The organism is Rhodanobacter terrae, from assembly GCF_042657005.1.
Lineage (GTDB): Bacteria > Pseudomonadota > Gammaproteobacteria > Xanthomonadales > Rhodanobacteraceae > Rhodanobacter > Rhodanobacter terrae.
On sequence record NZ_JBHSNG010000020.1, the window covers coordinates 1 to 13124 of the forward strand.

General features: G+C 64.3%; 9 protein-coding genes and 1 pseudogene. 7 read left to right on the forward strand and 3 right to left on the reverse strand.

What is annotated here, in order from left to right; translation table 11 throughout:
• On the reverse strand, positions 1-103 hold a 103-nt coding region (locus ACFPPB_RS15575; RefSeq protein WP_377328847.1), incomplete at its 3' end, for a helix-turn-helix domain-containing protein.
• 64 nt (positions 104-167) lie between these two features.
• On the opposite strand from ACFPPB_RS15575, the gene ACFPPB_RS15580 reads away from it, so the two are divergent.
• Together ACFPPB_RS15580 and ACFPPB_RS15585 are read left to right on the forward strand one after the other, a co-directional pair.
• Entirely contained in the window at positions 168-482 is a 315-nt protein-coding gene (locus ACFPPB_RS15580) for an alpha/beta hydrolase (RefSeq protein WP_377328727.1), read from the forward strand.
• A gap of 422 nt (positions 483-904) precedes the next feature.
• The gene (locus tag ACFPPB_RS15585; RefSeq protein ID WP_377328729.1) at positions 905-2560 is read left to right on the forward strand and encodes a glycoside hydrolase family 43 protein; all 1656 of its coding nucleotides are present in this window, start codon (positions 905-907) and stop codon (positions 2558-2560) included.
• Between the two features lie 412 nt (positions 2561-2972).
• On the opposite strand, the pseudogene ACFPPB_RS15590 reads toward ACFPPB_RS15585, so the two are convergent.
• A pseudogene (locus ACFPPB_RS15590) lies at positions 2973-3795 on the reverse strand (IS1595 family transposase); the annotation flags it as partial.
• Positions 3796-4152: 357 nt separating this feature from the next.
• On the opposite strand from ACFPPB_RS15590, the gene ACFPPB_RS15595 reads away from it, so the two are divergent.
• The 5 genes from ACFPPB_RS15595 (at position 4153) to ACFPPB_RS15615 (ending at position 12532) form a co-directional block, all read left to right on the forward strand.
• The gene (locus tag ACFPPB_RS15595; protein ID WP_377328731.1) at positions 4153-5754 is read left to right on the forward strand and encodes a peptide chain release factor 3; all 1602 of its coding nucleotides are present in this window, start codon (positions 4153-4155) and stop codon (positions 5752-5754) included.
• A gap of 96 nt (positions 5755-5850) precedes the next feature.
• Entirely contained in the window at positions 5851-6777 is a 927-nt protein-coding gene (locus tag ACFPPB_RS15600) for a CPBP family intramembrane glutamic endopeptidase (RefSeq protein WP_377328733.1), read from the forward strand.
• A 159-nt stretch (positions 6778-6936) separates the two neighbouring features.
• Positions 6937-10587: a response regulator gene (locus tag ACFPPB_RS15605; protein ID WP_377328735.1), complete on the forward strand. Its 3651-nt coding sequence runs from the start codon at positions 6937-6939 to the stop codon at positions 10585-10587.
• Between the two features lie 5 nt (positions 10588-10592).
• Complete coding sequence (locus ACFPPB_RS15610; RefSeq protein ID WP_377328848.1) at positions 10593-11495, forward strand: CheR family methyltransferase; 903 nt, start codon at positions 10593-10595, stop codon at positions 11493-11495.
• Positions 11496-11530: 35 nt separating this feature from the next.
• Positions 11531-12532 (forward strand): diguanylate cyclase domain-containing protein, encoded by a 1002-nt coding sequence (locus tag ACFPPB_RS15615; RefSeq protein WP_377328737.1) that lies wholly within the window; start codon positions 11531-11533, stop codon positions 12530-12532.
• A gap of 85 nt (positions 12533-12617) precedes the next feature.
• Here the strand turns inward: ACFPPB_RS15615 and ACFPPB_RS15620 are convergent, their stop codons facing one another.
• A complete protein-coding gene (locus tag ACFPPB_RS15620) occupies positions 12618-13100 on the reverse strand; it encodes a hotdog fold domain-containing protein (protein WP_377328739.1) in 483 nt (160 codons plus the stop codon).
• Positions 13101-13124 lie beyond the last annotated feature (24 nt).

The window sequence follows — 13124 nt, forward strand, 5'->3', positions numbered from 1 at the left end:
CCGCGCGTTTCAACTCCGCGCTGATTTCGCGGGCTGAAAAACCACCCCTATGCAGGTGTTGAATCTGATAGCGTTCGTCTTGGCTCAGGTGTGTGTAGCTCATGTGCAGTTCCACTTGGCGGTGAAGCTGTGCAGGCTACCGCACCTGCGCCGCTCTACCGTTTGGGGTGGTGCACTTCAGAATTGAATTCGCCGCGCAAGTTACTGACCAGACCCCGCCGGCTTTCATCTATACGACCGACGCGGACACTACCGTGCCACCGGAAAACAGTGTCAATTATTACCTGGCGTTGCATCGACATCATGTGCCGGCTGAATTGCATATCTTTCGCGAAGGCGGTCATGGCAGCGGCCTTGGCCAAAACGATCAGTTGCTGAGCATCTGGCCCGCGCTGCTGGCGCGATGGATGGCCGGCATGGGGCTGATGGACTTCAAGCATATCCGGCCCCCACAGGCGGTCTCGACCCTGCCGCAGGGATGATGAAACGGATGGGGAGAACACCTTCCAGCGCCCGCGCATCACTCACTGGCAAAAAGGAAAGAGGGTGATTTGCTGGCCGGCGCGGTCTTTGTCAAAACCGAAAGGAAACATGGGCCGACCTGGACGCCAGGGTGAGCAGAGCTGCCGAGTGGTAACGACAAGACCAACAAGGACGGCCCGGAGGAACCATCGCCACGCATGCCGCTTCCGCACCGTACTGATCGAGAAAGCCGGCCAACGACAGACCGGGCTGAAACTGGACACGAATCATGGTCATGAGCGCGACCTCTGCGAGGGAGGCTGCAGCTTCACTCAAACCTGTCGCCTGGGCTGCGATTGCAGCTTAACTTCGGCGCTAATCAGGAAATATGAACAGCCTACGTACTCGGTTACTCGCAAAGATTGCCTTCACGGACAAAATCATGGATCAAAACCCTGACAGCCTGAGCCGCCCTTCCGCCGTCTCGACCGCCTGCCGCATGAACCGCCTGATCCTTTTCCTCCTGGGGGCCGTCGTCCTCGCCTCTGCCGCGTCTCAGCCCCTTGCGGCGGGACAGACGCGCCTTGCCCATAATCCCATTATCTGGGCCGATGTGCCGGACATGTCCATGATTCGCGTTGGCGACACCTACTACATGAGCAGCACGACGATGCACATGGGTCCGGGAGTGCCGATCATGAAATCGAAGGACCTGGTGAATTGGGATCTGGTCGGCTACGCCTACGACCGGCTGGTCGACAACGATGCCATGAATCTGGAAAACGGACAAAACGCCTACGGCAAGGGTTCCTGGGCCAGCAGCCTGCGTTTCCACAACGGCGTGTTCTATGTCTCGACTTTCTCCGCCACCACTGGACGCACCCACATCTACACCACGCGCGATCCGGAGCACGGCCCATGGAAAGCGACGAGTTTCGCGCCCTCGCTGGGTGACCACAGCCTGTTTTTCGACGACGACGGTCGCGTTTACATGGTTCACGGGAGCGGTCGCATCATGCTCACCGAGCTGCAACCCGATCTCTCCGGGATCAAGCCCGGCGGCGTGAACAATGTCATCGTCGAAAACGTCAACGCCGTCTTCGACGCGGACCAGGGCGGGCTCAAGGGCGAGGGCTCGCAGCTTTTCAAGATCAAGGGCCGCTACTACCTCTTCAACATCGCCTCGCCCGGGAGCCGCTGGGCGCGCACCGTCATCATCCACCGCGCCGAAGCTATCACCGGTCCCTACGAGGGTCGCATCGCGCTCGATGATCGCGGCATCGCCCAAGGCGGCCTCGTCGACACCCCCGAAGGCAAATGGTATGCCTATCTTTTCAAGGACAACGGCGCCGTCGGTCGGATCCCCTACCTCGTGCCCGCGACCTGGAAGGACGGCTGGCCCATTCTCGGCGAAAACGGCAAGGTGCCCATGACGCTCGACATCCCCGTCGGCGGACAGGGCGTCTCCGGCGTCTCCGGCATCGTTGCCTCCGACGAATTTGAACGTGAGCCCGGCGATCCAAAGCTGCCGTTGGCATGGCAATGGAACCACAATCCCGATAACGAGCACTGGAGCATCCTACAGAAGCCTGGACGTCTGCGCATCACAACGGGCCGTGTCGATCAAGACGTGCTTGGCGCGCGCAACACGCTTACCCAGCGGACCTTCGGCCCCACCAGTTCGGCAACGACGCGCCTCAATGTGGACAAGATGAAGAATGGCGACGTGGCCGGACTCATCGCGCTCCAGAAAAAATACGGCTACGTTGGTGTCAAAATGGATCATGGCCAGAAGTCCATCGTCATGGTCAACGCGCATAGCGATTCGCCCAAAGAAATCGCGGCGGTTCCGTTGATGCAGAAGGTGGTCTACTTCAAGATTGATTGCGACTTCCGCAACCAGACGGACAAGGCCAATTTCTACTACAGCTTCGACGGGAAGACCTGGAAACAAATCGGCACTACGCTGCAGATGGTCTACACGGTGCCGCACTTCATGGGCTATCGCTTCGGTCTGTTCAACTATGCAACGGAAAAGCCGGGTGGTTATGTTGATTTCGATTATTACCGGATCGGGCAAAGCGGCAACTCACTCTGACCTTCGCCTTTCCTTTTCATGCTTAAGGATGCTCTGATCAATTCTACGTAGGCGTCACCGTGACTGTCTGTTCGCAGGCCACAGGGCCGTCGGCGAGGGCAGACTGGCCGTCTGTCGAGACGGCGGACCGAAGGCATGCGGACAGACAGTCACGGCCCCAACGCATTGAATTTAAAATGATGGGGTGATGTCCAGAAGGCGCGCAGGCTGCGCCGCGCAGCTTGGCAAGACGGCCAGTCTTCCCTGCGCCGCGCAACACACCCTGCGCGTCTTCTGGACATCATGCCGCCTACGTAGAATTGATCAGAGCATCCTTAACGATCTAGCCCGTCTTCGTCGGTTCCTCGGTACCGGCCTCGGCCTCGCCTGCCGCTGGCGCAGAACAGAATTAGTTCCTGATTAGCGCCATTGCTCAGCCGGCAAAAACAGCAAGATCGCGAAGACGGCGTTCGGTCCATGGGGGCAACGCGCGGCGGCGACCAGCAAGCGAGGCACCAGGACATTGAGTTGGAAACGTCGATTGAAGCGCCAAGCCGCTTCGGCGAGGTAGCGATGGGCGTACTTGAAAAACCGAAAACGTGATAGGAGCCATCGAGCGGACGCTTGAGGTTGCTGAGTGTGATAGTGACCCAGCGCGCACCGGGTGTTTCGGTGACGGTACGTCCCCCGCCAGCATCGATGACCGTAGGGACATGGCCCAAGTCGGCCGCGGCACGGAAGGCGCCCAAACCATCGCTGAAGACGTCGGCATCGGGATGCATGTGAAGGGTGAACCATTCGACCAATGCGGCCTTGGTGCACCCGCTGACCGGATCGGTGACGGCACATCGCGGGTGGTCGCGCTCATCGGTTTCCACCGCGATGACAAAGGAGCGCTTGTTCTGCGAACCGCGTCCGGCCTCGCCAACGTTACGCTCGCCGCCGAGGTAGGCGTCGTCGATCTGCACGAAGCCAGCCAGTTGGCGCGCCGCTGCGCGACGCACCATGGCTTGCATCGGCTTGTGCTTCAACCGCAAGGCGGTGCGGTAGGACACGCCCAAGTAGCGCTTCCGTTCCAGCGCCGAGATATTGTTTTTCGTCTGTGTGACCAGATGCAGGGCCAGAAACCAGATCGTCAGCGGCAACCGGGTATAGGCACACACCGTGTCGGCCAGCAAGCTAGTCTGGTGACGGCACGTCGCACACTGCCACAGCGTTTCCCCGTCACGCTCGAAGCGACTATGCGCGGTTCCCGACCTGCGCCAATACGAAGGCTTTCGCCAAGCTGTATTCGCCAGTGGCCAGCGGTTTCGACAAAGATTCTACGATGTTCGCATCGAACAACACGGCGCGTTGGCGGAGGTCTCGCTCGACTTCGTGACGGAACAGGTTTCCGGAAAGCGGAGATCCGTGACGGGCTGGAAGGTATTGCAACTGGTGGGTAGGTGGACGCTGGAAGATCGCCAGCGAGATCTACACGTTCCCGCGTACATCAACTGGCGGGTAAGGGAACTCAAAGTGGCCGATAACCGACACCCCATCCAGCCCACCCCGAGCCCACCGCCCGATCCACGCTACAATTGCCGGTTCGCGCTCCTGTCGATCCGCCATCCATGTCCATCCATCTGCAAGAAACCCGCCGTCGCCGCACGTTCGCCATCGTCAGCCATCCTGACGCGGGCAAGACCACGTTGACCGAAAAGCTGCTGCTGTTCGGCGGTGCGATCCAGATGGCGGGGTCGGTGAAGGGGCGCAAGGCGGCGCGGCATGCGACGTCGGACTGGATGGCGCTGGAGAAGGAGCGCGGCATTTCGGTGACTTCGTCGGTGATGCAGTTCCCGTACGAGGGCAAGATCGTCAACCTGCTCGACACGCCGGGACATGCGGACTTCTCGGAGGATACCTACCGCGTGCTCACCGCGGTGGATTCGGCGCTGATGGTGATCGACTGCGCCAAGGGCGTGGAAGAGCGCACGATCAAGCTGATGGAAGTGTGCCGCCTTCGCGACACGCCGATCATGACCTTCGTCAACAAGCTCGACCGCGAGGGCCGCTCGCCGATCGAACTGCTGGACGAGGTGGAGTCGGTGCTAGGCATCGCCTGCGCGCCGGTGACCTGGCCGATCGGCATGGGCAAGCGGCTGAAGGGCGTTTACCACCTGGTGCTGGACGAGGTGCACGTCTTCGAGCCGGGCAAGAATTTCACGCGGCAGGATTCGACCATTTTCAAGGGACTCGATGCGCCGGGCCTGCTGGAGAAAATCGGCGACGAGGCGATGCGCGAGCTGCGCGACGAACTCGAGTTGGTGCAGGGTGCCGCGCCGTCGTTCGACATGGACGAATACCTCGCCGGCCGGCAGACGCCGGTGTTCTTCGGCTCGGCGGTGAACAACTTCGGCGTGCAGCTGCTGTTGGATTTCTTCGTCGAGCATGCGCCGTCGCCGCGCCCGCGCGGCACGCTGAGCCGCGAAGTGCAGCCGGAGGAAGAAAAGCTCTCCGGCTTCGTGTTCAAGATCCAGGCCAACATGGACCCGGCGCACCGCGACCGCGTGGCGTTCATGCGCGTGTGCTCGGGCACGTACACCGCCGGCATGAAGATGATCCAGACCCGCACGGGCAAGGACATCCGCATCGCCAACGCGCTGACCTTCATGGCCAGCGACCGCGAGATCGTCGAGACGGCCTATCCGGGCGACGTGATCGGCCTGCACAACCACGGCACCATCACCATCGGCGACACGTTCACCGAAGGCGAGTCGATCAACTTCACCGGCATCCCGAATTTCGCGCCCGAACTCTTTCGCCGCGCGCGCCTGCGCGATCCGCTGAAGATGAAGGCCTTGCAGAAGGGCCTGGCGCAATTGTCCGAGGAAGGCGCCACCCAGTTCTTCCGTCCGCTGATGAGCAACGACCTGATCCTGGGCGCGGTCGGCGTGCTGCAGTTCGACGTGGTGGCGTACCGGCTGAAGGACGAATACAACGTCGACGCCAGCTTCGAGCCGGTGACGGTGACCACGGCGCGCTGGGTGCATTGCGACGACGAGAAGAAGATGGCCGAATTCCGCGAGAAGAACGCGATGAACCTCGCGATCGACGGCGCCGGCGAGCTGGTCTACATCGCGCCCACGCGGGTCAACCTGCAGCTGGCGCAGGAGCGCTGGCCGCAAGTGCGCTTTGCCAACACGCGCGAGCATGCGGCCTCCGTCGAGGTGTAAGCCTAGGGCTCGATGCGGGCCATGACGGACGTCACTAGGCGCCTCCCAATGACGGCTGCTAGCGTGCACCCCCATCACACAGGGGAACACGGCACCATGCACGACGCGTCCATTGCCTTCGCCACGCCCGCCGATGCACCGCGCTGGATGCGCTGGCTGGTGTTCTCGCCGCTGGCGCGCATCGTGATCTTCGCGGCGCTGTTCATCGCCTTCAGCTTCGCCCTGGGCGGCCTGATGCATGTACTGGGCTGGGGCGGCAAACAGGCATCGGCGCTCGAACATGGCCTGGCGCAGCTGCTGCTGCGCGCGCTACCGGCGCTGCTCGCCTACCTGCTGCTGGTCAAGCTGGTGGAACGCCGTCCGCTCGGCGAGCTGGCGCCGAGCCGGTTGCTGCCGGACGGGGCCAGGGGCGCGCTCGTGGGCCTGCTGCTGTTCAGCGCCGTGGTCGGCGTGCTGTATCTGGCGGGCAGCTATCACGTCATCGGCAGCAACCCGGATGCGAAATGGCTGCCTGCCCTGCTGATGGTCGGGCTGGGCGCGGGCATCGGCGAGGAGATCATCGCCCGCGGTGCGCTGTTCCGCATCGTCGAGGAAGGCCTCGGCACCTGGCTCGCGCTGATCGTGTCGGCGCTGTTTTTCGGTGCCGCGCACATTGCCAATCCCGGCGCGACGGTGTGGAGCTCGGCCGCCATCGCGATCGAGGCCGGCCTGCTGCTCGGCATGCTGTACCACGTGACCCGTTCGCTGCCGTTCTGCATGGGCCTGCATGTAGCCTGGAACTTCGCCCAGGGCACGATCTACGGCATCCCGGTTTCCGGCGCCCCGGCCGACGGCTGGCTGGTGTCCACCCGCACCGGCCCGGACTGGCTCAGCGGCGGTGTTTTCGGCGCCGAGGCGTCGGTGATCGCGCTGGGCCTGTGCTCGCTGTGCACGCTGACCTTGCTGGTTGTCGCGCTGCGGCGGGGTTCGATCATCCCGTGCCGGCCCTGGCAGCTGCTGCTGCAACGGTTCGATCGCCGCTGAACCGCAGCGTGCGGCCCGCTATGGCTATGGTTCGGCGCTGGCACCGGCTACTCTGTAAAGGATGCTCTGATCTTTCAACGCAGGCGGAGCGTCCTTAAAGGCGCGATCGCCGATCCGGCGATCGCAGGACAGAATGCCTACCCCATCGCGGTGACCCGCATGCAGCCATCTACCCGCCCGAAAAAGAATTCATGGCTGGCCGATCAGCCGCTGCAGCGCAAGATGATGCTGGCGATCGGCCTGCTGCTGGGCCTGTTCCTGCTGACCAGCCTGGTCACCTTGAACTCGCTGCGCCAGCAGGAAGGCAATCGGCACTGGACGACGCACACCTACCAGGTGCTGCGGGAGCTCGATCAGCTGCAGCGCGCGCTGCAGACCGGTCAGCTCGGTGCGCGCGGCTACATGCTGACGCAGCGTGCCGATCAGCGGGCCATGTTCGACAGCGGCACCAACGACCTGCATCAACGCCTCGCCCATCTGCGCCAGATGACCACCGACAACCCGCTGCAGCAGTCGCGCATCGACTCGCTGGAAAAGATGGCGGCACAGTGGCAGCGCGAGGTGACCATCTACGCGATCGACCCGATCGCCCAGCGCAAGGCCGCCGATGCGGCGGCGGCGACGGCGCAGGAGCTGCAGCGCATCCCGTCGAACTATCTCGAACACCGCACGGTTCGCAGCGAGGATATGCACGCCGCCATCGATCAGATGATTGCCGAGGAAGATCAGCTGCTGACGACGCGCAATCAGCGCCTCGATGGCGCGCTGCTCACCGCCAAGGTGATCAATGCGATCGCGGTATTGCTCGGGATCCTGCTCGGCATCGTGGTGATCCGGCTGACCTGGCGGTTGGTCAGCCGGCCGTTGCGGCGTCTTACCGACCTGATGACGCGGCTGGCGAACCGCGACCACGATTTCGAGATCCGCCGGCTCGACCGCCGCGACGAGGTCGGCGAAATCGCCCGCGCGCTGCAGGTGTTCAAGCAGATGTCGCTGGATACCGAGGCGCAGACCTGGATCAGGTCCCGCGTGTCGGAGGTCTCGCACGTACTGCTGCAGGCCACCACGCACAAGGAATTCGCGCAGTGGCTGACCAGCGAACTGGTGCCGCTGTGCGGGGCCGGCGTGGGCCTGTTCTATTCGTTCGACGACACCCGCCATCGCCTCGACCTGCTGGGCAGCTATGGCCTGCGCCTGAACAACCGCACCGCGGATCAGTACATGCCCGGCGAAGGACTGGTGGGCCAGTGCGCGATCGAGCGCAAGGCCATCATGCTCGACGACGTCCCGGAGAATTACCTGCACATCGATTCGGGCACCGGCGAGTCGTTGCCGCGCAACGTCGCTATCCTGCCGGTGCTCTATCGCGACACCTTGATCGGCGTGCTGGAACTGGCCGGTTTCGTGCCGCTCAGTGCGCTGCAGAAGCGGCTGCTGGACGAGCTGCTGCCGATCGCGGCGTTGACCCTGGAAAACCTCAATCGCGCCGTCAGCACGCATGACTTGCTGCTGCAGACGCAGGAACAGGCCGACGAGCTGCGCGTATCCGAACTGGTGATGCGCCAGCAGAAGGAGGTGCTGCGCGACAACAACGAGGCGCTGCAGGCGAAGACGGCCGAACTGGAAGAGCAGTCCGAACGGCTGATCGCCTCCGAGGAGGAGTTGCGCGTGCAGGCCGAGGAGCTGCAGGCGTCCAACCAGGAGCTGCGCGAGAAGACGGAAAGCCTGAACCGGCAAAAATACGTGCTGGAGGAACTGCAGCAGGAAACCGCCGACAAGGCAGCCGAACTGGCGCGCGCCAGCCAGTACAAGTCCGAGTTCCTGGCGAACATGTCGCATGAGCTGCGCACGCCGCTGAACAGCTTGCTGATCCTGTCGCGCAGCCTGGCCGACAACGACACCGGCAATCTCGACGACGAGCAGATCGAATCGGCGCGCATCATCCACGACGCCGGCAACAGCCTGCTTCGCCTGATCAACGACATCCTCGACCTGTCCAAGGTCGAGGCCGGCAAGATGGAACTGGTGATCGACGACCTGGTGCTGGCCGATCTGGCGCGGCGGCTGCGGCGCACGTTCGCGCACGTGGCCGAGGAGAAAGGCCTGGGCTTCACGCTGGACATCGATCCCGGCCTGCCGGCCATCCTGCGCACCGACGGCAGCAAGCTCGAACAGGTCGCCAACAACCTGCTCAGCAACGCGTTCAAGTTCACCGCCAAGGGCGCAGTGAGCCTGCGTGTCGGCCGCCCCGACGGCGACACCGACATTCCGGAAACGCTCGTCGGCCAGCCGCTGATCGCGATCACGGTGAGCGATACCGGCATCGGCATTCCGCCGGACAAGTTCCAGCGCGTCTTCAACGCGTTCGAACAAGTGGACGCCAGCACCAGCCGGCAGTTCGGCGGCACCGGGCTGGGCCTGGCGATCTCGCGGCGGATGATCCAGCTGCTCGGCGGCGACATCGTGCTGCGCAGCGAGAGCGGCCGCGGCAGCTGCTTCACCCTGCTGCTGCCGGAGACGCCGCCGGAGGCGCCAGCGGCATCCGAATTCGCCGAGGATCTGCCGCACGCCAGCAAGACCAGGCTCAGCCAGGCCGCGTCGCCGTATCTGCTGCCGGAGCCGATCGACGACGATCGCGCTTCGCTGCTGCCGGGCCAGACCACGATCCTGGTGATCGAGGACGACCCCGCCTTTGCGCGCATCCTGATCGACATGATCCATCGCAAGGGCTATCGCGCGCTGGCCGCCGGCGACGGCGAATCCGGGCTGCAACTGGCGCGGGAACATCATCCCACCGGCATCCTGCTGGATATCTCGCTGCCGGTCATGGACGGCTGGAGCGTACTGGACCAGCTCAAGGCCGACGACGCCACGCGCGCGATCCCGGTGCACTTCATCTCGGTCGACGACGGCGGCACGCGGGGGCTGGAGCGCGGCGCGGTGGGCTTCCTGATCAAGCCGGTCAGCCGCGAGTCGATCGGTCTCGCGCTGGAGCGCCTGCTGCATTTCGCCGCCGGGCAGCAACGCCACCTGCTGATCGTGGACGACGATGCCGACTCGCGCACCGCCGTGCACATCATGCTGCGCAGCGACAACGTGCAGATCGACGAAGCCGGTTCGGCGGAGGAAGCTCTGGAGAAGATCGCCGGCACGGCTTACGACTGCGTCGTGCTCGACCTGGGCCTGCCCGGCATGTCCGGCCTCGAACTGCTGGAGCGCCTGGCGGAGACCGCCCGTGGCGTGCCGCCGGTAGTGGTGTATTCCGGCCGCGACCTCAGCCGCGAGGAAAACCTGAAGCTGCGCCAGTACACCGACGCCATCGTGGTCAAGGGCGCGCGTTCCACCGAACGTCTGCTCGACGAGGTCAGCCTGTTCCTGCACAGCATCCAGAAGGCGCCGCGCCGGAGCGCCGCCGGCTCCGCGGCAGCGGGCGAGCTCGCCGGCCGCCGCGTGCTGCTGGTCGACGACGACATGCGCAACCTGTTCGCGCTGTCCAAGGTGATGCGCGGCTGGGGGCTGCAGGTGAACATGGCGCAGGACGGCTACAAGGCGCTGAAGGTGCTGGCCGACGACGAAGCTCCCGAACTGGTGCTGATGGACATCATGATGCCGGGCATGGATGGCTACGAAACCATCCGCGCCATCCGCGCCCAACCGCATTTCGCCGACCTGCCCATCATCGCGCTGACCGCCAAGGCGATGCTCGGCGATCGCGAGAAGTGCCTGGAGATGGGCGCCAGCGACTATCTGTCAAAGCCGATCGACATCGACAAGCTGGCATCGATGATGCGCGTCTGGCTGCAGCGTTGAGCACCGTGCCCGCGTCGATCCCGGCCAGCGAACTGGAGCAGATCGAGCTGGATCTGTTCGTGCAGGCGTTGAAGCGGCGTTACGACCTCGACTTCAGCCAGTACGCGCCGGCCTCGCTGATCCGGCGCGTGCGCCAGCTGGCGCGCGATCATCGCTGCGGCAGCATCAGCGAGCTGACCACGCGCCTGCTGCACGAGCCGGACTTCGTGGCGATGGTGGTGCAGGGGCTGTCGGTGCCGGTGTCGGAGATGTTTCGCGACCCGCCGGTGTTCCGGGCGCTGCGCGAACAGGTGCTGCCGATGCTGGCGTCGTACCCGCAGATCACCATCTGGCAGGCCGGCTGCGCGCACGGACAGGAAGCCTATTCGCTGGCGATACTGCTGGACGAGGCCGGGCTGTACGAGCGTAGCCATATCTTCGCCACCGACTTCAATGCCGACGCCTTGCGCCGCGCGCGCGAAGGCATCTACCCGGCCAGGGACGCCCAGCTGTGGTCGCGCAACTACCTGGAAGCGGGCGGCGAGCGCTCGCTGGCGGATTACTACAGCGCACGCTACAACTTCATCAAGCTCGACCAGCGGCTGTGTCGCCACATCACCTTTGCCAGCCACAACCTGGTGGCCGACAAGGTGTTCTGCGAGGCGCACCTGGTGCTGTGCCGCAACGTGCTGATCTATTTCTCCGCGCCGTTGCAGAACCGCACGCTGACCTTGTTCCATGACAGCCTGGTGCGCGGCGGCTACCTGTGCCTGGGACTGCGCGAGGGTCTGGATTTCTCGCCGGTGGCCGCCGACTTCAGCGTGCTCGACGCCGCGCTGCGGCTGTACCGGCGCGGCCACCGGCCGCCCTCGATCGAGTTTGGCGGGACAGTGCTTCCGTTCACGCAGGATGGCACGGGTAGCGGTTAAGGTGGAACCATGAGGCAAGCCGCCCGGTCACCGACATGAACACGATGCTGCCGAAAATCCTGGTCGTCGACGACACGGCTGCCAACCTGATCGCGATGCGGCGGCTGCTCGCACGCAGCGGCGCACAGATCTTCGAGGCGCGCAGCGGCAACCAGGCGCTGGCGCTGTGCCTGGATCACCACTTCGCGCTGATCCTGCTCGATGTCAACATGCCCGACATGGACGGTTTCGAAGTGGCCGCGCTGCTGGCCGAGGCCGAGCAGCTGCGCGAGACACCGATCATCTTCGTCACCGCCGCCTACGCCGACGACCTGAACCGGCTCAAGGGCTACCGCTCCGGCGCGGTGGATTACATCGCCAAGCCGATCAACGACGTGATCCTGCAGTCGAAGGTGCGCGTATTCCTGGAGCTGTACACGGTGCGCGCCGAGCTGCAACAGACCATGGCCGAGCTTGCCGAGCGCAACCAGCAGCTCACCCGCGAAATCGGCGAACGCGAACTGGTCGAAGCCATGGTGCGCCATCAGGCCAGCCACGACATACTGACCGGCCTGCCCAATCGCATGCTGTTCAACGATCGCCTTCAGGTGGCGATCCAGCACGCACACCGCCATCATGACCACTTCGCGCTGGCCTTCATCGACATCGATGGCTTCAAGGGCGTCAACGACGAACACGGCCATCCCGCCGGCGACGCCCTGCTGAAGGAGATCGCGGCGCGGCTGTCCGCGCATCTGCGCGGCAACGACACGGTGGCGCGGCTGGGCGGCGACGAATTCGCGCTGATCCTGGATGACATCGACGATCCGCATCAGGCGCTGCAGCTCTGCCAGAAACTGTGCGCCTCTCTGGGCGAGCCCTACATGCTGCGCTTCGACGACCGCCTGGACGAAGTGCGCGTCAGCGCCAGCATCGGCATCGCGCCGTACACTCACGACGATCGCCCCGACGCCAACGAGCAGCTGATCCAGGCCGCCGACCGCGCCATGTACACCGCCAAGCGCGGCGGCAAGAACCGCTGCGTGCTGGCGGGCTGAGCCCGCAAGCGGCAAACAGCACGTTATCGATGAATGATTGGGTCGCGACGCCGGGCTTGGCCCCTCGCGCGCAGGCCGCGAGCGGCTAAGTCGCCGCTGCCCGCGTGCGCGGCGACACCCACATGTCGATGCGCGCGCGGAACACTTCCTCGCCGGCGTCGTTGCGCACGCTCACTTTCACCGGCCATGCGTATCCGCTGGCCGACTCCATCGCGGGGCTCTGTGGAACGGCCGCGGCATGCATGGCGCCCCTGGCCTTGGCCAGGTACTCCACCGTCATGCCCTTGGGGATCCAGCGCATGTTGGCGGGAATGGTCGCGTCGGTCATCGCGCCGGCACTGAGCTCGGCCAGGTTGCACAGTGCGATCGCGTGCACGGTACCGATGTGGTTGTGCACGCGACGGCGGTCGCGGATGCGCACTTCGCAACGCCCCGGTTCCAGCGCCACGAATCGCGGCGCGATCGTGGCGAAGTAAGGCGCCTTGAAGCAGACCAGCCGCGAAAAGATCCAGTGGCCCGCCGGCCAGCGCGTGATGCGGCGGTACAGCGAAAGCACGGGTGCGCTCATCGGCAATGCTCCAGGGAAATCCGG

Coding starts and splice junctions, on each gene's coding strand:
- ACFPPB_RS15585 (WP_377328729.1), top strand. CDS start 905: ATGGATCAAAACCCTGACAGCCTGAGCCGCCCTTCCGCCGTCTCGACC.
- ACFPPB_RS15595 (WP_377328731.1), top strand. CDS start 4,153: ATGTCCATCCATCTGCAAGAAACCCGCCGTCGCCGCACGTTCGCCATC.
- ACFPPB_RS15600 (WP_377328733.1), top strand. CDS start 5,851: ATGCACGACGCGTCCATTGCCTTCGCCACGCCCGCCGATGCACCGCGC.
- ACFPPB_RS15605 (WP_377328735.1), top strand. CDS start 6,937: ATGCAGCCATCTACCCGCCCGAAAAAGAATTCATGGCTGGCCGATCAG.
- ACFPPB_RS15615 (WP_377328737.1), top strand. CDS start 11,531: ATGAACACGATGCTGCCGAAAATCCTGGTCGTCGACGACACGGCTGCC.
- ACFPPB_RS15620 (WP_377328739.1), bottom strand. CDS start 13,100: ATGAGCGCACCCGTGCTTTCGCTGTACCGCCGCATCACGCGCTGGCCG.